The 23101-nt window shown below is 44.4% G+C and carries 19 protein-coding genes and 2 pseudogenes; 17 read left to right on the plus strand and 4 right to left on the minus strand.

Annotation, left to right across the window (positions count from 1 at the left end):
• Positions 1 to 8: 8 nt before the first annotated feature.
• Positions 9 to 656 carry a pyroglutamyl-peptidase I gene (gene pcp, locus HMPREF9698_RS06075; protein ID WP_003778357.1) on the plus strand — a complete coding sequence of 216 codons (648 nt, stop codon included), beginning with the start codon at positions 9 to 11 and terminating at the stop codon, positions 654 to 656.
• Positions 657 to 724: 68 nt separating this feature from the next.
• Here pcp and HMPREF9698_RS09300 read toward each other — a convergent pair whose 3' ends face one another.
• Positions 725 to 1627 carry an ABC transporter ATP-binding protein gene (locus HMPREF9698_RS09300; RefSeq protein WP_425386752.1) on the minus strand — a complete coding sequence of 301 codons (903 nt, stop codon included), beginning with the start codon at positions 1625 to 1627 and terminating at the stop codon, positions 725 to 727.
• A 30-nt stretch (positions 1628 to 1657) separates the two neighbouring features.
• Positions 1658 to 2548, minus strand: a pseudogene (locus HMPREF9698_RS09305) (ABC transporter ATP-binding protein); the annotation flags it as partial.
• A gap of 90 nt (positions 2549 to 2638) precedes the next feature.
• Between HMPREF9698_RS09305 and HMPREF9698_RS06085 the strand changes: the two are divergent.
• The 15 genes and pseudogenes from HMPREF9698_RS06085 to HMPREF9698_RS06150 all read left to right on the plus strand — a co-directional run bounded on the left by HMPREF9698_RS06085 (position 2639) and on the right by HMPREF9698_RS06150 (position 18319).
• Positions 2639 to 4045, plus strand: coding sequence for an ABC transporter permease (locus HMPREF9698_RS06085; RefSeq protein WP_003778361.1), 1407 nt, complete (start codon positions 2639 to 2641; stop codon positions 4043 to 4045).
• A 15-nt stretch (positions 4046 to 4060) separates the two neighbouring features.
• Positions 4061 to 5506, plus strand: coding sequence for an ABC transporter permease (locus HMPREF9698_RS06090; RefSeq protein WP_003778363.1), 1446 nt, complete (start codon positions 4061 to 4063; stop codon positions 5504 to 5506).
• Entirely contained in the window at positions 5481 to 7343 is a 1863-nt protein-coding gene (locus HMPREF9698_RS06095) for an ABC transporter substrate-binding protein (protein ID WP_003778365.1), read from the plus strand. The genes HMPREF9698_RS06090 and HMPREF9698_RS06095 overlap by 26 nt, the downstream gene beginning before the upstream one ends.
• Positions 7344 to 7502: 159 nt before the next feature.
• A complete protein-coding gene (locus HMPREF9698_RS06100; protein WP_003778367.1) occupies positions 7503 to 7931 on the plus strand; it encodes a MarR family winged helix-turn-helix transcriptional regulator in 429 nt (142 codons plus the stop codon).
• 130 nt (positions 7932 to 8061) lie between these two features.
• Positions 8062 to 8606: pseudogene (locus tag HMPREF9698_RS06105) on the plus strand (cysteine hydrolase family protein).
• Between the two features lie 247 nt (positions 8607 to 8853).
• Positions 8854 to 9834, plus strand: coding sequence for a C40 family peptidase (locus HMPREF9698_RS09075; protein WP_003778370.1), 981 nt, complete (start codon positions 8854 to 8856; stop codon positions 9832 to 9834).
• Positions 9835 to 10049: 215 nt separating this feature from the next.
• The gene (locus HMPREF9698_RS06115; RefSeq protein WP_003778372.1) at positions 10050 to 10736 is read left to right on the plus strand and encodes a response regulator transcription factor; all 687 of its coding nucleotides are present in this window, start codon (positions 10050 to 10052) and stop codon (positions 10734 to 10736) included.
• 58 nt (positions 10737 to 10794) lie between these two features.
• Positions 10795 to 11811: a sensor histidine kinase gene (locus HMPREF9698_RS06120; RefSeq protein ID WP_169315225.1), complete on the plus strand. Its 1017-nt coding sequence runs from the start codon at positions 10795 to 10797 to the stop codon at positions 11809 to 11811.
• Positions 11812 to 12017: 206 nt separating this feature from the next.
• The gene (locus tag HMPREF9698_RS06125) at positions 12018 to 12398 is read left to right on the plus strand and encodes a lactococcin 972 family bacteriocin (protein WP_003778377.1); all 381 of its coding nucleotides are present in this window, start codon (positions 12018 to 12020) and stop codon (positions 12396 to 12398) included.
• 88 nt (positions 12399 to 12486) lie between these two features.
• Complete coding sequence (locus HMPREF9698_RS06130) at positions 12487 to 14640, plus strand: hypothetical protein (RefSeq protein ID WP_003778379.1); 2154 nt, start codon at positions 12487 to 12489, stop codon at positions 14638 to 14640.
• Positions 14641 to 14877 carry an ATP-binding cassette domain-containing protein gene (locus HMPREF9698_RS09195; protein ID WP_003778381.1) on the plus strand — a complete coding sequence of 79 codons (237 nt, stop codon included), beginning with the start codon at positions 14641 to 14643 and terminating at the stop codon, positions 14875 to 14877.
• Position 14878: 1 nt separating this feature from the next.
• Positions 14879 to 15307, plus strand: a complete 429-nt coding sequence (locus HMPREF9698_RS06135; RefSeq protein WP_258865645.1) for an ATP-binding cassette domain-containing protein — start codon at positions 14879 to 14881, stop codon at positions 15305 to 15307.
• Entirely contained in the window at positions 15308 to 15898 is a 591-nt protein-coding gene (locus HMPREF9698_RS06140; RefSeq protein ID WP_003778385.1) for a hypothetical protein, read from the plus strand. It begins immediately after the preceding gene.
• A gap of 233 nt (positions 15899 to 16131) precedes the next feature.
• Complete coding sequence (locus HMPREF9698_RS06145) at positions 16132 to 17325, plus strand: glycine C-acetyltransferase (protein WP_003778387.1); 1194 nt, start codon at positions 16132 to 16134, stop codon at positions 17323 to 17325.
• 10 nt (positions 17326 to 17335) lie between these two features.
• Positions 17336 to 18319 carry an NAD-dependent epimerase/dehydratase family protein gene (locus tag HMPREF9698_RS06150; protein ID WP_003778389.1) on the plus strand — a complete coding sequence of 328 codons (984 nt, stop codon included), beginning with the start codon at positions 17336 to 17338 and terminating at the stop codon, positions 18317 to 18319.
• A gap of 611 nt (positions 18320 to 18930) precedes the next feature.
• Here HMPREF9698_RS06150 and HMPREF9698_RS06155 read toward each other — a convergent pair.
• A complete protein-coding gene (locus HMPREF9698_RS06155; protein ID WP_003778392.1) occupies positions 18931 to 19818 on the minus strand; it encodes an MBL fold metallo-hydrolase in 888 nt (295 codons plus the stop codon).
• A gap of 331 nt (positions 19819 to 20149) precedes the next feature.
• On the minus strand, positions 20150 to 21688 hold the full coding sequence (gene cls, locus HMPREF9698_RS06160) for a cardiolipin synthase (RefSeq protein WP_003778394.1): 1539 nt from the start codon (positions 21686 to 21688) through the stop codon (positions 20150 to 20152).
• A gap of 149 nt (positions 21689 to 21837) precedes the next feature.
• On the opposite strand from cls, the gene HMPREF9698_RS06165 reads away from it, so the two are divergent.
• Entirely contained in the window at positions 21838 to 23010 is a 1173-nt protein-coding gene (locus HMPREF9698_RS06165) for a hydroxymethylglutaryl-CoA synthase (RefSeq protein WP_003778396.1), read from the plus strand.
• Positions 23011 to 23101: the final 91 nt, after the last annotated feature.

Here is a 23101-nt window from a genome sequence, read left to right on the forward strand (position 1 = left end):
GTCTTACCATGAAAATTTTAGTCACAGCCTTTGACCCCTTTGGTGGTGAAGAGATTAACCCAGCCTTGGAAGCCGTCAAAGACTTACCAGATGAGATTTCAGAAGCTCAAGTTATTAAATTAGAAATACCGACAGTTTTCCACAAGTCAGCCGACAAGGTCAAGCAAGCCATCATAGACCACGACCCTGATGTGATTTTAGCCATTGGTCAAGCAGGGGGCCGGTATGGGGTAACCCCAGAGCGGGTAGCTATCAATGTTGATGATGGACGGATTGAAGACAATGAAGGCAACCAGCCCATTGACAGCCCCATCCAAGCTGATGGCCAGCCCGCTTACTTCTCCAGCCTGCCAATCAAGGCGATGGTGGAAGCCATTAAGGCGGAAGGTCTGCCGTCATCTGTTTCCAATTCAGCCGGAACCTTTGTCTGCAACCATATTATGTACCAGATCCTCTACATGATTGACAAGGATTTTCCGGGTAAAATCGGTGGCTTTGTCCATGTTCCTTTTACCAGCCAACAAGTTGTCGACAAGGCCAACCAGCCTGCTATGAGTTTGGCTGATATCAGCCGGGCCTTGCAAGCAGCTATCCGGGCTATTGTAGACCAGGATGGCAAAGGCGATATCAAAAAAGTTGGCGGGGCTATCCACTGATTTAAGTTAAATTAGAATACAAGCAAGACAAAAAGGCAAGCTTCAAACTTGCCTTTTTGTTTGTTCATTTATTGGTAAACATAGTGGTTGGGTTCGATTTCCACCAAGTGACCATCTTCTGGATAGTCCTCCGATTCTTGCAAGTCCATGGCCACTCTTTGTTGGTCTTGGCTCTGATCTTCTGGGTCAGGGATGGGAATGGAGGCCAAGAGTCGCTTGGTGTAAGGCAGGATGGGATTGTCAAAAAGGGTGGTGGTGGGAGCGAGTTCTACAATCCGGCCCTTGTGCATGACAGCAATCCGGTCTGACAGGTACTTAACTGTCGCCAGGTCGTGGGCGATAAAGAGGTAGGTCAAGTCCAATTGCTCTTTTAGGTCATTCAAGAGGTTCATAACATCCATTTGAATGGAGGCATCAAGGGCTGATAGGGGTTCATCAAGAAGGATGAATTCAGGGTCTACCGCCAAGGCCCGGGCGATACCGATCCGCTGTCTTTGACCACCAGAGAATTCATGGGGGTAGCGTTCGGCATAATCAGCTGGCAGGTTAACCATGGATAGGAGGTCAACAACCCGGTCATACCGGTCTTTCTTATTTTGAGCCAGTCCGTGGATATCTAAGGCTTCACCGATAATATCGACAATCTTCATCCTTGGGTTGAGGGAGGCATAGGGGTCTTGGAAGACCATTTGCATGTTTTTGCGGACTGCCTTGAGTTCCTTTTTGGACAAGTTGTTCATGGAAAAGCCAGCAAATTTAACCTGGCCAGCTTCTGGTTGGTGCAAGCGCAAGATGGACCGACCCGTTGTCGACTTACCTGACCCCGACTCGCCCACCAAACCTAAGGTCTCTCCCTTGTAAATATCAAAGGTCAATTGGTTAACGGGCTTGACTTTCTCATAGCGGTTGACGGGAAATTCCTTGTAAAGTTTTTTAACTTCGATTAATTTTTCCTTGTCCCCATTGAGGATTTTTTGGATCCGGGCCAGGTCTTTAGGAGTCTTTTCAGTTTTGAGGTTGGGGACAGCTTCTAAAAGACGTTTGGTATAGCTATCTTTCGGATTTTTAAAGACGTCTAGGGTTTGGCCTCGTTCAACGATATGGCCATCTTTTAAAACCACTACCCGGTCACATATATCCGCAACGACACCAAAGTCGTGAGTAATCAGGAGGATGGCCATGTTCCGGTTCTTTTGCAGTCTTTTAAGTAAGTTGAGCACCTGGGCCTGGATAGTCACGTCCAAGGCAGTTGTGGGTTCATCGGCAATAATTAATTTAGGGTTGCAGGCTAGGGCAATGGCGATCATGACCCGTTGCCGCATACCTCCCGAGAATTCATTGGGGTATTGGTTAAAACGGTAGTCTACCCGGTCAATTCCCACCTCTTCCATAATACTCTTACCCCGTTGGTTGGCTTCTTTAGTGGATAATTTTTCATGGTATTTCAAGGTTTCCGTGATTTGCTTGCCCACGGTCATGGTAGGGTTGAGGGAGGTCATGGGGTCTTGGAAGATCATGGAAATTTCCTTGCCCCGTATCTTTTGCATGTCCTTTTCATTCTTGGAGAGCAAGTTTTGGCCATTGAAGTAAACAATAGACCCATCATTTACTTCCGCATTGGGGGCTAATAGTTGCAATATAGCCTTTGATGTAACGCTTTTCCCGCTTCCAGATTCGCCGACCAGGCCTAGGGTTTGGCCTTCTTCAAGGGCGAAGGAGACCTGGTGGACCACTTCTTGGGTCTGGGTTCCTGTAGTGAAGGAAACGGACAGGTCTTTGACATCTAGTAAAGCTGACATCCAATACTCCTTTCTATTGGGGTCATAATACTGGACTAAAATGATACTAAAAATAATTTTAAAGAAATAAAACTGCTCTGACACATAACTCATTTTGCATGGCCAGATTTTTGTGTTACATTTTTAATAAGCTAAAAATTTCTTATCAATTATTAATTATACATTAAACGAGAGGTGATACAAGTGCAAGGAAGTGCAAAGTCGACCTGGCTAGCTGACTTGGCTTATGATTTCAAGTTGATCTTGCAGGAGAGAACTTGGCTGGTAATCCTTATCATCCTTGGCCCCATTTTTCACTTGTTTGCTTTTATCAAGTACTTAGGAGTCAAAAAAGATGTCAAGCGTCAAGAGATGACCGAAGATTACAGCCAGGAAGAACTAAATAAATTGAGAGCGGAAATAGAAGAAGAGGAGCAAGCAAAGGAAGACTATCTTGCCTTTACTCGAAGCCAAGAGGATCGGCAAAAGCGGGTGGACCAGATTATTCAAAATATGGTCAAAAGACGGTCCAGCCAACAAAGCCGGCAGAGCCTAACCCTCTACGCCGAAGTTTGCCAAGATATTTTATCTAGCCCTTGGGGATTTATCTTTGCCCTGGTCTTGGCCTTGCCTATGACCTTGGTCCTCTTAGTCTTGTCTAGCCCAACCCTAAGCTTTATTGTGCGACGGATTCTCTTGATGCTTTTGGTTATAGTAGGTGTTGTTTTCATCGTCTTCACCCTCTTATACCTGTCACCATCTGACCCGGCCGTCAATATCTTGGGCGAGCAGGCGACAGATGCTGAGATTGCCAATTTTAGACAGGTTTACGGTTTAGAAGATCCTTACTTAGTTCAGTTGTTCCGGGCCATTGCTGGGGTCTTTACATTTGACTTCGGGAATACCCTGCAAGGGAATATCAGCGTCATGGCTGATATTGTGTCGCGCTTTCCAGTGACCTTGACCATGACCTTTTTTGCCCTCCTATTAGCCATTATTATCGCCCTACCAGCTGGAATTTATGCTGGCGTTAACCCCAACACCAAATTCGACTACATTTTTATGTTTTTCGCCTTGATAGGGATTTCCATGCCCACCTTCTGGCTAGGCCTTCTCTTTATTTTGGCCTTTCCAGTTGAGTTGGGCTGGCTGCCGGCGACTTACAACCCCATTGACAATCTCTCATTGATTATGCCCATTATCGTCTTGAGTGTGACTTTGATGGCGGAGGTCTCCCGGATGGCCCGGTCCTCTACCTTAGAATCGATCAATGAGGACTATATCATGACGGCTCAATCCAAGGGTCTGCCGAGACTGCGGGTAATCTTGCGCCACGTGGTGCCCAACGCCCTGATCCCTGTAATCACCATTGTTGGCCTCCAATTCTCCGCCATGTTGGGTGGGTCAGCGGTCACCGAGCAGGTCTTCTCTGTACCAGGTATTGGCTCTTACATCGTAGACAAGCAGTTCCTACCAGATGTGCCAGCTGTCTTGGGTGGTGTAGTCTATATTGCAGTCGCCTTGTCGATTGTGAACCTTCTGGTAGACCTCTTGTATAGTTTTATTGACCCACGTATCCGGACTAAAATTCAAAACGGACAAATCAAATAGGAGGTGGCAAAGAAGATGTCTCATTACCGACAGAAGAAAATTATCAATCAAATGACCTTTAACAACCCCATCTTGATTGTCATGACCCTGATCTTAGCCCTCATGAGTATTTTTGGCTCATTCGGCTTGGGTTTATGGCTTTACACCGGCTTAACCCTGGTCTTAACTGGGGTTCATATCATCCTTTTAAGAAGGTTTGAAAGGGAAAAAGGAGACAGTCCCAAAAGCATGAAAGGATTGGCCTGGGTCTTAATAGCAGGGCTTTTAATAGGGAATTTGTTCACCTTTACCTCTGGGGCCACAGTGGTTAAAGAAAAGATCACCACTTCCTACCAATACAGCATCTATATGGTGGTGGCAGATGTTTTCGTTATCTTAGTAACCTTAAGTAACCTCTTTAAGCCTTTTGTAGCAGACCACTTTGTGACCATGGTCATCCTCTTAAGTCTAGTTTTAGCCTTCCACCTCTTTGTCCTTGTTTGGGGACAGGGCTACAAGGACTTTAGTCAGCCTGGTCAAATCACCTTGCAAGTTCTTTTAATTGCCAGCCTCCTATTGGGGAACTTGTTTGCCCTCTTGGTGGCAATTGGCCTCCACAGGGAGAGTCAAGAATTTGAATACGCCAGACGTCCGAGTTCCGTTTTAGATAAATTGACCAATAATGCTGCAGCCTTGTTGGGACTTGCCTTTATCATCTTTTTAGTGATGATTTCCATAACTTCTTACTGGTCCTTTAGCAGCGAGTTTGCCATTGTTAACGACTATGACAATATCTTACGCAATCCTTCCTTGACCTATCCATTCGGGACCGACAACTTTGGTCGGGACGTTTTCTCAAGAGTGGTTCTTGGGGCTCGGATTTCCTTCTTTGTGGGCTTTTTGTCTACCATCCTTCCCTTCTTTGTGGGGGGACTTTTAGGAGCAGTGTCAGGTTTTTATGGGAACAAGGTAGACAATGTCATTATGCGACTTTTGGACGTTCTCTATGCCATCCCTGGTCTAGTCTTAGCCATTACCATTGTGGCAGCTTTTGGGACCTCCATTCCCAACCTGATCTTGGCCTTAAGTATCGGGGGGATTCCAGCTTACGCCAGAACCATGCGGGGGGATGTCCTCCAGGTGGTCAACTATGAATATGTAGAATCCTCCTATGCCCTTGGTCAATCGGATTGGAATATCATCCGTAAACATATCATTCCCAATGCCATGTCATCCATGATTGTCATTGCCTCAGTGGAAATTGGGACCGCCGTTATCGCAGTCTCCAGCTTGAGTTTCTTGGGCTTGGGCGTTGAACCCCAAGTTCCGGAGTGGGGGAATATTTTACAGACAGGCAGTGAATTCCTAGAAACCGACCCCCACCTGGCCATATTCCCCGGCATTGCAATCATTCTGTTAGTCTTGTCATTTAACTTTTTAGGAGATGGTTTACGTGATGCGACAGATCCAAAAACAAGATAAGTCCCTAATCCAGCGCTTAAAACAATTCAGTCTTTGCCTAACCCCCTTACTCTTAACTGGCTGTGCCAGTTTACAGACTGAATCTGACCTAGCCTCCAACCAGGTGGAAGGGCAGGAAATTAGCCAAAAAGATGAAACCATTGAAATTTTAACCACCAATGACTCCATGACCAGTGCCAATGTCTTGCGGGACCAGCTGGTACGAAATGGTTTTGACGTGGAATTTAATATCCAACCAGATTTTTCCAGTTTATTGGCCCAGCACGATGTGGGGAACTTTGATATTACCATGATGGGTTGGTCAACGGTGACAGGCAGTCCCGATTATGCTGTCCGGTCCATCTACCACTCCCAGGGGGATTCTTCCTTGATTGAAGACCCCTATGTGGATGAATTGATTGACCAAGCGGCAACTGAATTGCCAGAGGACTACCAAGCCACCTACACCGAATTGGAAGATTATGTTGTGGAAGACCAGGCCTATGCGGTAGGGACCGATACCCGGTATGAACCCTTGGCCTTTAACCACGAGGTCTTAGACCCAGACAGCATTGTCAACTACAGTGCCCGAGAGATTCCTTGGAATGAACTGTCCTATTTGGATGAAGGTCAAAATGAAACAAGGCCCTTGGTAACTTCCCAGCAGTATGTGGAAATGACCTCCCTTGACCCTATCCGGGCAAATGATGCCTCTGTTGCTGCGGTCAACTCCAATATGTATAGCCGTTTGGTGAACTTAGACGAAAACGATGAAGTGACAACCGATGATTCTCTCTCCTATAACTATGTCATTGGAGAAGGCAACCAGGACTATTACTTTATCTTAAGAGACAATGTCAACTTTGCTAAAGTAGAAGACGGCCAGGTAGAAGACACCGGTGACTTGGTTGGCGGGGAAGATGTCGTCTACTCCCTCAACCGGGCTGCAAATCCTGACTCCGTGCCGGACCACCTGTCTTATTCCTTATTTACCATGGTGGAGGGGGCAGAATTGGTGACAGACTTGGATGAGCTGGCTAGTAACCAGTCTAGCCAAAGCGACGCCAGCCTCTTAGAAGAATTAGAATCAGGTTTAGACCAGCCGATCCAAGCCTTGGTCGAAAGTGACGATGAGGTGGACAACCAATCAGGCTACTACCAGGTAGTGAAGTTGACCACTGAATTTCCTTTCCCTCAAGTCCTCAACCATTTGGCCCACGTGGCATCGGGCATTGTCTCCAAAGACCAGGTCGAATCAGTCAATGACTTCGAAGTTGAAGATTACAACCCTGCTGAAGACCGGGCCTACGGGGACCAAGCTGCCTTGATGCGGGGGGGCAGTTACGACAACCACCTCTATGCTAGTGGTCCTTATATTATGATCTACCGGGACAATACCCAAGCCATCTTCCAGAAAAACCCAGCCTATAAGCCGGATAGTGACGAGGAGGCTCAGATTGACCAGGTCACCCTCCGATTGATTTCGGATGCCACTAGCTCCCTATCAGCCTTACGGTCAGGAGAGCTGGACCTCTTGCAGGGGAGTGAGGAAATCTTGCCAGTCAAGTATGAAGTGATCGAGGAAGAAAACCACCTCAGCCTGGATACAGTTGTGGGAACAGGGGTCAGCTATATCCAGTTTAACCTCCTTAGTGATGACCGGCCCATCAGCCAGTCTGCCAACCTGCGTCGGGCCGTCCTTTACACCATCAACCAAGATGAGATGATAGCGATTGAGCAAGGCAACAGCCTGCCAGCCCGGTCGACCTTGACCCCTATAATCGATACAGGCAAGCAGGGCATAGAGGCAGACTCAGAAAAAGTAGAGTTCTACTATAATGAATACCTCAATGAATAAGTCCTGAAGGAAAGGCATGACTCCCAAAGCTAGGAGCCATGTCTTTTTCCATGGGTCAGCTAAGACTTAATTCTCAAGGGAAATGAGCTGGGGTCAAAAAAGTTTGACAATCAAAGTATTCAGTGATAGGGTTTAAGGGTATTAGAGGTAGGTGGTAGGATGGACCGTTTAGAAGAAGCGCTCAAGACCTATATTGCCATTAAGCGGACCAACAACCGTATGACGGATGCAGCCAAGGCGGATGTTACCCACCATGGTTTAAATATAAATGAATTTGCGGTTTTGGAAGTTTTGTACCACAAGGGTCCGCAGCGCATCCAACATATTAAAGAGAAGATTTTGATTGCCAGTAGCAGCACGACCTATATTATCGATAAGCTGGCTGACAAAGGCTATATCGACCGGGTTCGGGACCAGGTTGACCGCCGGATTTACTATGCCCAACTGACCCGGTCTGGTGAGCAAGTAATGGATGAGATTTTTCCCGGCCATGAAAAGATGATCCTAAATCTCTTTGACCGGATGGAAGACCAGGAGATTTACTTCCTAAAAGAACTACTTAAAAAAATGAACGGCTATGGTCAGTAAGGGTCTTGGTCGTCTTATTCTGATTTCTAGCAAGCTATAGGTTGGGGCATGAAAGACCATGTCTTAGCCTTCTTTTTACTTGCTTGGACCTCCAACTTAACCGTATACTTACTTGTAAGAGGTGTTTAAGATGAAAGCATTGATTAATATCGACTATACAAACGATTTTGTTGCGGACGATGGGGCTTTGACCAGTGGCAAACCAGGCCAGGACCTCCATGACTATATCTTACAAACTACCAAGGACTTTTATGACCAGGGGGACTTTGTGGCCTTTGCCATTGACCTCCACCAGGCAAACGACCCCTACCACCCTGAAAGTAAACTCTTTCCCGCCCATAATATTGAAGAAGTGAAGGCCGGAACCTTTATGGGGACTTAGAAGACTACTACCAATCCATCAAAGATGCCAGCAATGTTTACTATACGGACAAGACCCGGTACTCAGCCTTTGCGGGGACCGACCTGGCCATTAAGCTAAGAGAGCGGGGGATTACAGAAGTCCATTTACTAGGAGTTGTAACCAATATCTGTATCCTCCACACGGCTATTGATGCCTGCAACTTGGGCTTTGATATTGTCGTCCATCAAAAGGGTGTGGCTTCATTTAGCCAGGAAGGGCATGACTTTGCCATGGACCACTTTAAAAATACCTTAGGAGCTAAGATTGTTTAAAGCTAAAAGACCAGGGAATCATCTTTATTAAGCAGATTATTATTTCAAGGATGTTACAGTTTTACAGACTTTTGTAAAGAATCCATTGATTGTGTCAAAACAAAGTCAATCGGGCTAAGGAGCAATGACAATTGCCCTTTAGCCCTTTTCTTTATAAATATTTGCCTGTAGTATATTGGTTGTCGCTGATGAGACTAGCGAAACGGAAAAAACAAAAAGGAAATATTTATAAAGGAGTTATTATTACATGTCACTTAAGAAAAGATTGATCCAAGCCGGTTCTGGTTTAGCCCTAGCAGGTGCCTTGACTTTCTTCGGTGGTCAACAAGCCCAAGCCGCAACTTGGACCCCAAATACTGTTGCTGATATTCAAAACGTCATCGAAGAACAAGCAGCCAACCAAGACGGTGTCATTAAATACCAATTCCAATGGGGCGACACTCTTTGGGGTGTATCTCAAGCAACTGGTATTAGCTTGGACCAATTGACTCAAATCAATGATATTCAAAATGCTGACTTAATCCACGTTGGCACTACCATTTACTTAAGCAATGACAATTCTGTTGTTTCGGTAGAAGAAGAAAATGAAATTCGCTCCTACGATGTTTCGGAAGAAGTCGTTGTCGAAACTGAAACACCAGAAGATGTTTCAGAACAAACTGAAGCTCAAGAAGTTGAACCTAGCCAAGAAGTTGCTGGTGAAGAAGCAGTAGCGGAAGAAGAGCCAGTAGCAGAAGCTCCCGCTGAAGAAAGTACTGCAAACCAAGAAAGCACAGACCAAGCACAAGGTCAAGACTACGCTGTTGAAAACGTCAGCTACAATGAGCCAGCTCAAGCAGACCAAGCTTCTCAAGCTAACCCTGAGCCAGCTCCAGCACCAGCAAGCGGTGGCGTTTACTCCATTGCAACTAGCCAACTTGGTGCACCTTATGCTTGGGCCGGAACTTCTCCAGCAGGCTTTGACTGCTCCGGTTTCGTACACTGGGTCTATGCCCAAGCAGGCCGTTCCATTCCTCGTTCAACTGGTGGCCTTTACTCAGCTGCTACACCAGTTTCTAACCCACAAGTAGGTGACCTAGTATTCTTCGGTAACGGTGGCGTTTCCCACGTTGGTATTTACGCTGGTAACGGCCAATTCATCGGTGCCCAAACTTCAACCGGTGTTGCCCACGCTAGTGTCCACTCTGGTTACTGGGGCCCTCGTTTCATCGGTTACGGCCGCATCTAATTTCCTTAATAGCCATACTTTTCCCTCTGGGGCTCTGCCTCAGAGGGTTTTTTTATAAAAATAGCCTTCATCCTTATTTGAACTGGCTTTGAACTAGCTTTGTGGTAAGATAGCTTTAAGAAAATTTCGATTTGACTTCCTTTAAAATAACTAACGTTTTATAAATGATCGCTATCGGTCGAAACGGATTAAACCAAAGCAAGGAGATGGGGAAGATGAGAGTCATGTTGATTGAAGACGACCGGGACATGTCAGCTCTTATTCAAATGTATTTGCAGCCTGAAGGTTGGGAAGTAGACGTTTTTCATATGGGCAAGGAAGCAGTCTTGGCCTTTAATCGAGATAGCTACCAGATTCTTTTGTTAGACCTCATGTTGCCAGATATGACTGGCTTTGATATTTGCCAGGCTATACGCAAAGAGACAACCATTCCTATCATCATGTTGACCGCACTGGAGCAGTCTATCCACAAGATTCAAGGCTTAAATATGGGGGCAGATGACTACATTATTAAACCCTTTGATCCAGGTGAATTAATTGCCCGGATTAGGGCTCAATTAAGACGGACCTATGATTACGTCACAAATCCTAGCCTTGAGGAGACTGACCAAAGAAGGGTAAAACATTTAACTTTAAACAAGAAATTCCATCAAGCTTACTATCAAAATCAAGAAATAAAATTAACGCCCAAGGAATTTGCTATTTTATGGTTGCTGATGGAAGATCCTCAGGGTGTATACAGTATGGATGATATCCACACGAGGATTTGGGGGGATGCAGTCCTAGATGGTGAAGTTAATCCTGTCATGGTTCATGTCAGAAGAATTAGAAGTAAGTTTGAAAAGATCGGTGTCGACATCATCCAAACCGTCTGGGGAGTGGGGTATAGGATAAATGCTTAAGAAAAATACTTTTTTTATAGAGACGATCTTACTTCAAATACTTTGGCTAGTAGCAGGTTTGATCTTTTCGTATATTCTCATCAACTTATTGGACAACCTGGTTTTTGCAACAATTGACCATAACCAAGGCTTAAATTTAGCTCAAGGAGTGTATTATGAAGCAAGGCCTTATATTATGCTCCTTATCTTACCAAGTCTGATTGTATTGGGGGCTTTTGCAATCCAGTATAAGCGGTTCAAAAAGTATCAAAGCTATTACGCTTCTGGTATGGCCTACTTGAAAGGAGATGCCCCTAGCGTTGAGACCTTCCATGAATCAATGGCTGATGACCGCTTAACCTTTATTAACTTGCGGCAAAAGCAAGTTGATATGGAAAGAGATTACCAAATTGCCTACCGAGAGAAAACGGATTTACTGACCTACCTAGCTCACGATATTAAGACCCCCTTAGCTAATATGCTGGGGTATACCAAACTCCTTCACGAGGAAGAAGACCTAAGCCCCGACCAACGAGGGAAATTTATCCAGGTTATTTATGACAATGCCAATTATCTGAATAAACTGACGGAAGACTTTTTCGATTATTTAAAATTCAGCCTCAATGATATTCCCTTGCAAATTGTTAAGCTGGATGTGACAGTTTTCTTCTCCCAATGGGCTGAAGAAAGGGAATTAAGCTTAAAGAATAAGACCCTGCAAGTGACTTTTAGCAATTGCCAGGATATAACCCTTCAGACTGACCCCCACCTGCTCTTAAGGGTTATGGATAACCTGATCAACAATGCTCAAAAATATGCCTTGGACCAATCCCAAATCCATGTTTATGTTGCTAGGGACGAAAAGCTACTCTCGGTCCAAGTGATGAATGAGGTGGATCAAGATTTGACTTTTGATTGGTCCAAAGCCAAGTCTCGTTTTTACCAAGGAGATTATTCTAGGAACCGACTAATCAATGAAGGATCTGGACTAGGCTTAACTATTGTTGATGATATCGTCAGACACCTTGGAGGTCACTTTGCCATCGACCAAAATGAGGCTAAAGTGACAGCCAGTCTGACCTTCCCCCTCCCTTAAAAAGCAAGGAAAAAGAAAGAATTAAGACAGTAAAATGTAAACACTTGAGCTAAGAGCTAGCCTATACTATCAATTAGGTTAGCTCTTATTGTTAACCAATAATACAGAAAGGAATAATTGAAAATTTCAACGGAAAGTAGTGAAGATTGTAGATCATTTAAAAGTTACAGTAGTTTGGGATTTATAAGATATAAAGGAGAAAACTAATGAAGAAAATATTAACTACCATTTTATTGTCTGCAACATTGTTGAATACTGGCCTAGTTGTTTCAGCAAAAGATAATCAAATACCGTATGTAGAGGGTCTAGGGTATGAAACTGATATTATTCAGCAAGAAACAAGTACAGTGACTTTATATAAAACCGATAGCGGATGGAAAGATTTTTTAGGCGGAAGATGGAGCCATGGTGTTAACGAAAGATACGTATGGTCTAAATACGACCACAATAGTAAAACACATAAAACTACCGTTCAAGGAGCAGGTGGTAAATTATCTTATTCTGGTTGGACTAAGCCAGGTAAAAGAGCTTCTGCTTCATGGGAGAAAGCCTTATTTGGCAACAAAGCTTGGGCTGATGTAAAGTAGTGAGAAATTAATAGAATGTTTCAAGGCACAATATTGTGCCTTGGAGCTACTATTAAAAAGATAGTATTCAAGACAGCGAGGAATAAAAATGAAAAAAACGACTGGGATACTGACCGTAGTCCTCATGGTGGTTCTAAGTCTGGGATACTTTATCTACCGTGACGATACCGTCATGAAACAAGTATTTAAAGAATTTGATACTACAGTTAATATTGTGAGCAATCCAGAACAGATAAAACAGAACATCGAAACAATCCAGGTCCTAGCTCAAGCAAATGATTTGATCTTTGTAAAACAAGTTTCTCCGCCAAAGGATAGTCCTTATGCCAAGCAAGAGATCTATTTTTATGTTAGTGGTCAAGGCCTTGGACCAAGTGAAAAGTCAAGCCAAGACCAGCCTGGTCTAGGTCAATTTGACGCAGAACATCTATCAACTCTGTTAACTCGAAAAAAACTGCAAGCTAGGCCCTTTGCTGAGATCAATCCGGAAGACTTCAATGGGGACTACCAGGTTAAGGGGAAAGCAGATAGGGTCCAAGATTTTGTAGACCAATTAAACCAAAAGACCAGTCTAGCTATTCAAGCGAATATTGATCCCAACTTTTCCCAAGTTAGTCAATATACTGTCAAACAGGCCTTCATCTATGGTCTTTCAGTCTTTGTTTTGGCTGCAAGTTTGATCTTCTGCTTCATCATGTATAATAGCACTCTATCCAAAGAGATATCTGTAGTGAATTTATTGGGCTACAATAAAGCAGAATTTTCACCCCACAAGTCCGCCTTCCTTTTACTAGGGCCTAGTTTGCTATCCCTTTTCTTATCAACTTTGCTGCTTTATTTCTTCAGCCAAAGCAAGTCCTTGCTCCGTTTTATCCTTGCAGTCAAAGATTTTTACCTCTTCTTTACTATAATAGTGGGCCTTTTGTTCGGCTTAGAATGTATCCTCTTAATGTGGAAAGTGCAAAAAAGCAAGACCCTTTTATGGTTAAAGGGCATGCGCACTTATCATAGCAAGCTATTTTTGTTTGCTAAGACTGCTTCCCTCACTCTAGTCCTCTATCTTTTGACCCTATCGGTTTTTGGTCTAGCAAACTATTTAAGAATGCAACCATACTTGGCAAGCTGGGATAAGGCACAAGCTTACGGTAATATTGCTTGTTCTTGGCCTATGTCTTATGAAGAAAACGACCAAAAATTCCAGAGTCAGATTCTTCCTAACCTAAATGACTTGTGGGACCAATTAGACGACCAAGGGGCTATCTTGTTTGAAAGTCCCAATATGACTGAATTAAACTCACAGCTAAGGGAAGACCAAGACTACTTAAATAGTCTGCCTTTTAATGGGAAATATGCCTATATCAATCAAAATTACTTGGATGTCAGCTCCTTATTGGATGACAAGGGTCAAGTTTTAAAAGATTATGAAATGAAAGATAAGGCTTGGACTATCTTTGTACCTGAGTCTTTGGACGTAACAGAAGAAGACCGAAGAGCAATTAGGCAGGACCATTTTGACCAGGTTTTAGATAAAGAAGCAATTACCGAAGACTACGTTTTTATCCAAGACAAACAAGAAGTGTTTAGCTTTGATAGTCGGCAAAAGATTAGTGAAGGCAATCTAAGGGACTATGTCTTCATCATGGTCCAGGGCAGTGAACTTGACCCGGCTTTTAGCATTAAATTACCATCCCTAGTCAATGCTAGCTTCCATCCTTATCTCACCCAGCCTCAACAGGCCTATCAGAGCTTGAAGGAGACCATCGATCAAACCAAGGCCAGTCCGTATATCCTCTATGTTTCCAATATTTTTAATGATATGACCTACCGTATTGAAGAATATAAAATTGAGAGTTTTATTTATCTCTTTGCCTTCATTTTGGCTCTTTTTATCTTGTTTTCTGTCCTAGCTATCGACCGTGACAACTATTTTTATAGTCAGGGACAAAGGATCGAGGTTTTAAGACTTTTGGGCTACCCGCAAGTGGCCATCCATAAAAGGAAATTAGTTCAAAACTTCCTCCTTTATGGCTTAAGTATTATGGCCCTAAGTGTCTTTTTGCTTGCCAGTGACTACCTGTCTTCCTATGGTCTTTACAGCCCAGAGGGTGGTTGGCTAAACCAATTCTTTCCTATACTGAATCTCTTGGTTACTTTGTGCCTTTACCTATCTTTCTTGTTGGAATACAGGTCTTGGAAGAAGAGGGAGAGCCGGATGGTAGAAGGATTGAAGGAGGGAACTTAAATGAGTTTAAATCCACTGATAAAAATGACTGAGCTTTCCAAACAATATGGCTCGCACACGATTCTAGACCAGGTTAACTTAGAGGTCTATCCGGGTGACTTGATTTGTATATTTGGTGCAAGTGGTGGAGGAAAGTCAACTTTATTGAATATCATGGGAACATTAGAAGACTACCAAGCTGGTCACTTGGAGTGTTTTAATAAACTGGACCCAGTGCAAAGAGAAAAAAACAAGTGAATTGTTAAGACGAACTAAAATAGCTTATCTTTTTCAAAACTTCGCCCTAGTGGATAATATGACAGTTAAAGAAAATATGATGCTAGCAGTGAAATATAGCCAGTTTGAAAGCAAAGGCCAAGCCATAGACCAGGCCCTTTTGAAGGTGGGGCTTGAAGACAAACAAGAATCCAAGCTTTATGAGCTTTCCGGAGGACAACAGCAACGTTTGGCCCTAGCCCGGAACATGGTCAAACCCTTTGACTTGATGTTAGCTGACGAACCCACTGGGTTATTGGATGAAACCAACAAGCAAATGGTCATGCAGACTTTACTGGAACTCAACCATGAAGGAAAAACCATTGTAGTTGTGAGTCATGACAATGATTTCAAAACAATAGCAAGTAAAAATTATCTGATTAAAAATAAAAAAGTAGAAAGGGTCCTATAGATGATTAAAAAAATAATACTAGCTTTAGTCGGCCTTCTTTGTATCGGTGGTTTACTATTAGTGGTGACCCGTAAACAAGATGAAATTGATCCGGGCCTTGTGGTCCAAAATGATACAGGCAAGAATTTTGAGGCAGTGGGCATCATGGTTGAAGACAAGGCAGTTTTAAATAAGAGTAATGGAGAAGATTTTTACATTCCTGAAGAATTGCTTAAGGGTTTGGATGAATTCTCACTGGTGGCTATTAACGATAGTGGACAAGCCTGGACCTCCCCAGCAGTTAACCCTGACGGTAAGAAGGTTACCATTAAAAATATGGACGGTGGCCAGCTGCACACCAACCAAAAAGAAATTGAAAAATTTGACGACCCTTTAGACATACCTAATTTAAACGAATGGCAAATTTATACAGAGGGAGATACGATTCATGGATCATTTGATGCGAAGACAGACCTTGCTTACACCCTTTATATTTTGGGCAAGGGTGGTAAGTTAGGCATATCAGACACTCAAAGTGGTCAAAAGGTGGAAGCTAGCTGGGAAAAACCCGACGATAAACTAGACTCCTGGTTAGTTTTTTCAAAAGCTTAGAGGAATTAATTTCAAACTTTTCCTAAGTTAAGGACTCATTCAATTGAATCCCTATAAGCGCTTGCTATGGCCATACTGCACTCAATTCTAATGTGATTGTGGTATGGCTTTTCATGGTATTCAATCTTCTTGGGTCCAGAATGAAAGTTTGTTAAAATAAACTCTAAAAGATTGAAAACGGTTTATTGATTTCCTATAATAAAGTTGTCAAATAAATAGGGAGGATGGAAAATATGTCACAAATTTTGGAAACGTTTTTAAAATCGAACCTGGAAGAATTAGAAGAAAAAGGACTGCTGACGACCATTGATGTCCTGGAGGACCAGGGGAATGGTCCCATAATTAAAATTGAGGGCCGAGAACTGATTAACTTTGCCTCCAACAACTATCTTGGCTTTGCTACTAGACAGGAACTAATTGATGCTGATATTGCAGCTACCAAGCAATATGGTGTAGGAGCTGGGGCTGTCCGGACCATCAACGGGACCTTAGACATCCACCGCAAGTTAGAAGAGAAGATTGCAGACTTTAAGGGGACAGAAGATGCCATTGCCTTTCAGTCCGGTTTTAATGGCAATATTGGGGCTATCCCAGCCGTTATGAAAAAGGGGGATGCCATCTTGTCTGACGAGCTCAACCATGCTTCTATTATTGATGGCTGTCGTCTGTCAGGAGCGAAGATTATCCGGGTCAACCACCAAGATATGGCAGACCTTGAGGCCAAGGCTAAAGAAGCCAGTGAAAGTGGACAATACGGTAAGATTATGTTCATCACCGATGGGGTTTTCTCTATGGATGGAGATATTGCTCAAATTGACAAAATTGTTGAAATCGCTGACAAGTATGACCTCATTACCTATGTGGATGATGCCCACGGGACTGGTGTTTTAGGTAAAGGTGCCGGGACTGTTAAGGAGTTCGGCCTTCAAGACAAGATTGACATGCAATTAGGAACCTTGTCTAAAGGAGTAGGGGTTGTCGGCGGCTATATTGCGGGTTCCTCCCTCCTGATCAAGTGGCTCAAGTCTCAAGCAAGACCCTTCCTTTTCTCAACCTCACTCACCCCAGGCTCAGCTGGGGCTATTATTAGAGCTATTGACCTCATGCAAGACCAGCCCGAATTGGTCCAAAAGGTTTGGGACAATGCCAACTACTTTAAAGCAGAACTTAAAAAGATTGGCTACGACATAGGACAGTCCCAAACCCCTATTACCCCAGTCATTCTGGGAGATGAGAAACTAGCCCAAGAATTTTCCCATAAGTTAATGGAAAAAGGGGTCTATGCTAAGCCTATCGTATACCCAACCGTACCACTAGGGACAGGCCGGGTACGTAACATGCCTAATGCCGGTCACAGCAAGGACATGATCGACCAAGCCATCAAGATTTACCAAGAAGTTGGCCGGGAATTAAACATTATCAACTAGGAGGCTAAACATGGAAAGAGTATTGATTACGGGGTCTTTAGGCCAGATTGGGTCGGAGTTAGCCGAACGCTTGCGTCAAAAGCTTGGCCCAGACAAGGTGGTTGCTAGTGGTTTAGAGAAAGTGGCCCATAACGCAACCGTTGAAGAGGGGATCTTTGAAGAATTAGATGTGATGGATTATGACCGCTTTTTAGAAGTAGCTAAAAAGTACCAGGTGGATACCATCGTCCACCTGGCTGCCAGCTTGTCAGCGGTAGCTGAGCGAGAACCGCAATTTGCCTGGAACTTGAACATGACTGGACTAAACAATGCCCTGGAAGTAGCCCGGCAAGTGGGGGCCATGGTCTTTGCCCCATCTTCTATTGCCGTCTTCGGGCCCGAAACCCCAGCAGACCAGACCCCACAGGATACGGTGATGCGACCGAACACCATCTATGGGGTCTCCAAAGTAGCAGGGGAGCTCCTGTGTGACTACTACCACACCAAGTACGGCCTGGACACCCGGTCCGTCCGTTTTCCTGGCTTGATTTCCTACAAGGTTGAACCAGGGGGCGGGACAACGGATTATGCAGTGGACATTTATTATGAAGCCTTGAAAAACAAGACCTATGCATCTTATATCGACAAGGGAACTTACATGGACATGATGTTTATGGATGATGCCATCGACTGCATGGTCCAGTTGATGGAGGCTGATCCAAACCGCCTAGTCCACCGCAATGGCTTCAATGTCACAGGCATGTCCTTTGAGCCAGAAGAGATCGCTGCTTCTATCCGCAACTTTATCCCGGACTTTGACTTGACCTATGAAGTGAACCCGGACTTACAGAAGATTGCTGAATCCTGGCCTAACTCCTTGGATGATTCTGCAGCCCGAGAGGAGTGGGACTTCAACCCCCAATATGACCTAGATAAAATGACTGAAACCATGCTGAAAAAACTAACCGAAAAATTTAAAGCTGAAGGGGTAGCGATGGCAGTGGAAATCACCTAATTGCCCACCGCCAGCCAGGTAGGAAGGACTCGATGCCTTCTTGCCTGGCTTTTTTGTGTGAAAAAGCGGAAATGGGCCAAAGTCAAGGATAAAATAATATGCGATATAAAATAGGGTTAACCGAGAGGGACTTTAGTCTTCTTAAATACCAATGGCTTTTAAGAAAACCACTAGAATTATAAAATAATATCTGTTGTTCGAGAAAACCGTCATTAAATTATGGATAACATTAGTAGTTAAAGAAAAATAACTGCGAGCAAGTCAAGTACCATTGCAGCTATCATAAATGCAGAAGTCTATAGTCGTCGTTAACTAACAAGCAAGCTTAAATCTTCTGTTAAGCAATGATCAGACTCAGGTTTAGCTTATGCTCTCTCCTAGGAAAATACCTGTGTTCAGCCCAGTCGCTTGGCTTATTTCTCCCCTCCCCAAGAACAAGTCCTTGCCAAGGGGGTCTGGCAACTTGGACCGGCACGATCAGTCCTAGACTAGGAGAGCTGGTCATTAAAAAGAGGCAACTTCAAACAGTTGCCCCAAAAAAGTAGAGTGTCTCTATTAAGCGGTCTGGGTTAAAAAATGACCATTTTTTTAGTTTAAGCTTATTGTAAGAATCAGGACTGCATATATTCCTCTGATTTTGGCAGGTAGGCTTCTTTTTCACGTTTGAGGGAGTCGACGATTTCTTTTCCATCTGTGTCAAACTGGACCATGGCGTAATAGGGGTCGTGGTAAAAAATAAACTTGCACTGGTTCTTGAAGCCGTAGTTGAGCCACTTTTCCTTGCCGGCGATCGAATCCATCGGGTAGTCATCCAGTCCTGGAACCCAAAGGGGATTGAGGTGGGCCAGGGTAATGAGCAAGTCGGCTAGGTGGAGAATTTCTTGGTCTCCCTGCTTGATAGACAGGATGGAATGCCCTCTTGAGTGGCCTCCCGTGTGGTGGAGGGTCATGGCATCATTGAGGGCATGCTGGTCTGACCAGGTAGTTACTTGGTCTTGGACTGCTTGCCAGTTTTCCTTCTTATAGGTGCCTGCCGTTCTCTTGTTGGGGTGGCGGACTTCCTCCCATTCAATAGCATTGACATAGATAGTGGCATTCGGGAAGACTGGGAACACTTGTCCATCTTTCAGCTCGGTTAGCCCCCCAGCATGGTCATCGTGCATGTGGGTTTGGATGATGACGTCAATGTCTTCTGGGGCAAGACCTTCTTGGGCCAGGCTATCAACCAGGCGCGAATCACTGTCTAAAACGGCAATTTTCTTGTCTTTCTCCCGCATTTTGGAAGTCCCATAAGACGTATCCACCAGGTAGTTTTTAGACTGGTATTGGATGAGGATGGGGTCAATCACTTCCGGAATTTCATTGTTGTCGTTGGCAGGCATTTTCCGGTTCCACAAGGCCTTGGGGACAGGGCCGAAGAGGGTGCCCCCGTCTCTAAAGGACCGGAGTGTGTCTAAGAAGGTTAGGGAGATAGGGCCAAACTGGTAATGGGTATTCATGGTTCTCACTCCTATAGGGTGGCGATTTTAAAATTGTAAGCATTTTCAAAATAAAGGATAATACTGCCAATGTCAAGTGAAAAAACCTGGCCCCTAGCAGGGACCAGGTTAGTATATCGTTACTTTAGGAAAGGCATAGGCTAGACCAATGGTGGCAGACATTAGTTAAGAGAACTAAGACGAAATAGGCCAGGCTCAAACTAGCTGGCGAACTAAGAAAAAATGGTCCAGGCCATAATCAGGCGGGCCATTTGGCAAACTTCATTTCTGCCAGTTGGCCTAGATAAGCAAGGTACAAAACTGCCGGGCCAAGGAAGAGGGGATAATTGGCCTACATCAGCGGAGCGAAAAATTGCAGGAAGCTCCGCATGATTTGTCGGGGAACCGAAATATCTTGGTTTTCTTCCAAGCTAACTTGCCGGCAGATAGGGAAGAGGTTGTCAAAATCATTTTTCATATCGATAATACTTTGGGTATTGTAAAACAAAACGCCACATTCAAAAGAGTGGTGGAGGCTGCGGTAGTCGAAGTTGATGGTCCCGTTAATCGCAAAATCTTGGTCAATAATAATAACTTTTTCGTGGATAAAACCGGGCGCATACTCATAAATCTTGACACCAACTTCTAGCAACTTGTCGTAAAAAGACTGGGTGGTCTCAAAGACAATCTTCTTGTCCGGAATACCTGGGGTCACAATGCGGACATCTACCCCCGACAAGGCAGCATTCTCCAAGGCCGAATAGAGCTTTTGACTGAAGATAAGGTAAGGGGTTTTTAGGTAGATGGACTCCTTGGCATTGTAGATCAATTTCAAATACAAGCTCTCTGAAATTTGGATCCGGTTGGTGGGGTCATCGGCAAAGGGGTGGACATAGCCACCTGGTGTCACAACTTCATTGGCACTTTTATACTCATCAGGGTGGAAGTCCCTGAAATCCTGGGTATCGTCATTCAAATAATCCCACAAAGACAGGAACATGGTGGTAAAGCCCCAAACGCCCTGGCCTTCTAGACGGATACCGCCATCCTTCCAGTGGCCTGCTTTCTCAACCCGGTTGATATAGTTATCTCCTATATTCATGCCACCGGTGTAGCCAATCTTGCCATCAACCACCATAATTTTGCGGTGGTCCCGGTAGTTGTATTGAAAAGTCAGCCGCCAATCCAAGGGGTTAAAAACCGAGGTCTTGATGCCTTTTTCATTTAAGTAGGACACAAAGTTTTCATCGATCCGCAAAATATTCCCCACATCATCATACAAAAGTCGGATGTCAAGCCCTTCTTGGGCCTTGTCAAATAAGATTTCTAGGATTTCGTCCAACATGGTCCCTTTTTCCAATATGTAAAATTCCAAAAAAATATATTTTTTAGCCTGGCGCAGGTCTTCCTTCAAAGCTTCAAAGAGGTCCTCTCCTAGGGGCATATAGGTGGAGTGGGTCTTGTTGGAGGGCAAGACTTTAAAGGTTTTGGTGATAAAATTACTTAAGTGCTTGGCATCTGGGTCCATATCCGGATAGTCTTCCAAGATATTGGGGTAGTCTTTTAAACTCAGGTCAACTTTTTTATTAATTTCAGTTAACTTCTCCTCGTAGCCATTCCATTGGGTTTGCTTCCTAAGAAAGAGATAGAGGATCCCCCCGAAGATGGGGAGGAAGAGGATGATAAAGATCCAAGACATTTTAAATTCCGGTTGGGTATCGTAATTGATAATGATGGTGGCGAAAAACAGGGAAGAGATGGCGACGAGGGCCAGGTAGTTTTGGGCAGAGCTTGCCACCAATATACTAAAGAGGGCTAGTAGCCCAAGCTGCAAGAGGTAAAGCAAGCCAAGCCGGATAATTCGTTTTCGACCTAGTTTTGAAAATTGCAAAGGGTCACGTCCTTTAAGTTTTTAGTATAACTAGTATAGCACTACTTTTAAGAATTCTTAATATTATTTGCTGATTTTAAAATCTTCTTAATATCGCTTGGCCCAAGACCGCTATAATAGTGGTAAGTGATTATTTTAGGAGGTTCAATATGCAAATAGGAATTGACAAGCTGGCTTTTGCGACTCCAACCAGGTACTTGGAAATGGCGAGTCTGGCCCAAGCCCGGTCCCAAGACCCTAATAAATATATCAAGGGGCTAGGCCAAGAAGCCATGGCTGTCCCTGAAGAAAGTGATGATGCCGTCAGCTTGGCGGCTAATGCCGGTAATTTAATCTTAAGTGAAGAAGACAAGGCTGCTATTGACATGGTGATAGTCGGTACCGAATCTGGGGTCGACCAGTCCAAGTCGGTGGCCAGCTGGGTTCATGACCTGCTGGGGATCAACCCCCATGCTAGAAGCCTGGAAATCAAGCAGGCCTGCTATGGGGCTACGGCTGGACTCAAACTGGCTGTGGCCCACCTAGCCTTAAACCCTGACTCCAAGGTTTTAGTAATCGGCTCAGACATAGCTAAGTACGGTTTGGAAACAGGGGGCGAGCCCACTCAAGGAGCTGGGGCGGTCGCCATCTTAGTCAACCGTGACCCTGCTATTGCTGTGGTCAACAATGACAGTGCCATGCTGACCCAAAATATTGCAGACTTTTGGCGGCCCAACTACAGCGATTATGCCCATGTAGATGGTAAGTTTTCCAACCAGGCCTACTTGTCCAACCTGGCAGAAGTCTGGCGCCAGTATAAGATCAAAAACCAGCTGTCTGCTAAGGATTTCAAGGCTATGGTCTTCCACAGCCCCTATACCAAGATGGGGAAAAAGGCTTTACTCAAACTAGGAGATTTTGAAGACCAGGAAGAGATTGACCGTCTGCTAGCCTATTACGAGCCCGGTCGCTACTACAATAAGCGGGTCGGTAATATCTATACTGGCTCTCTTTACTTGAGTCTGATTTCCCTTTTAGACCAGGCAAGTGACCTGGAGGCTGGTGACCGGATTGGCCTCTACTCTTATGGTTCTGGGGCTGTTGGTGAGTTCTTTAGCATCCAGCTCCAGCCAGGCTACAAGGAAAGCTTACAAGAAGTTGACTTCGACCAGGTTGTCAACCAGCGTTCAGCATTAGAGATGGACAGCTACCAGGACTTGCTAACCTTTAGCCTGCCTCAAGATGGCCAAACTTACATGACAGATAAAAGTAACCAGTTTCCAGGCCGTTTTGTTTTAGACCGGGTGGCTGATCACATCCGTTACTACCGGCGCTTGACTTAACATGGCTGGTGAAAGCTAGGAGGGGAGTAACTAGCTAAAAAAGAGGAAACGGTCAAGTCCTATTACTTGGAGCGGTGAAGGGACTGGACGA

The organism is Alloiococcus otitis ATCC 51267 (assembly GCF_000315445.1).
In the GTDB taxonomy this organism is placed as follows: Bacteria; Bacillota; Bacilli; order Lactobacillales; family Carnobacteriaceae_A; genus Alloiococcus; species Alloiococcus otitis.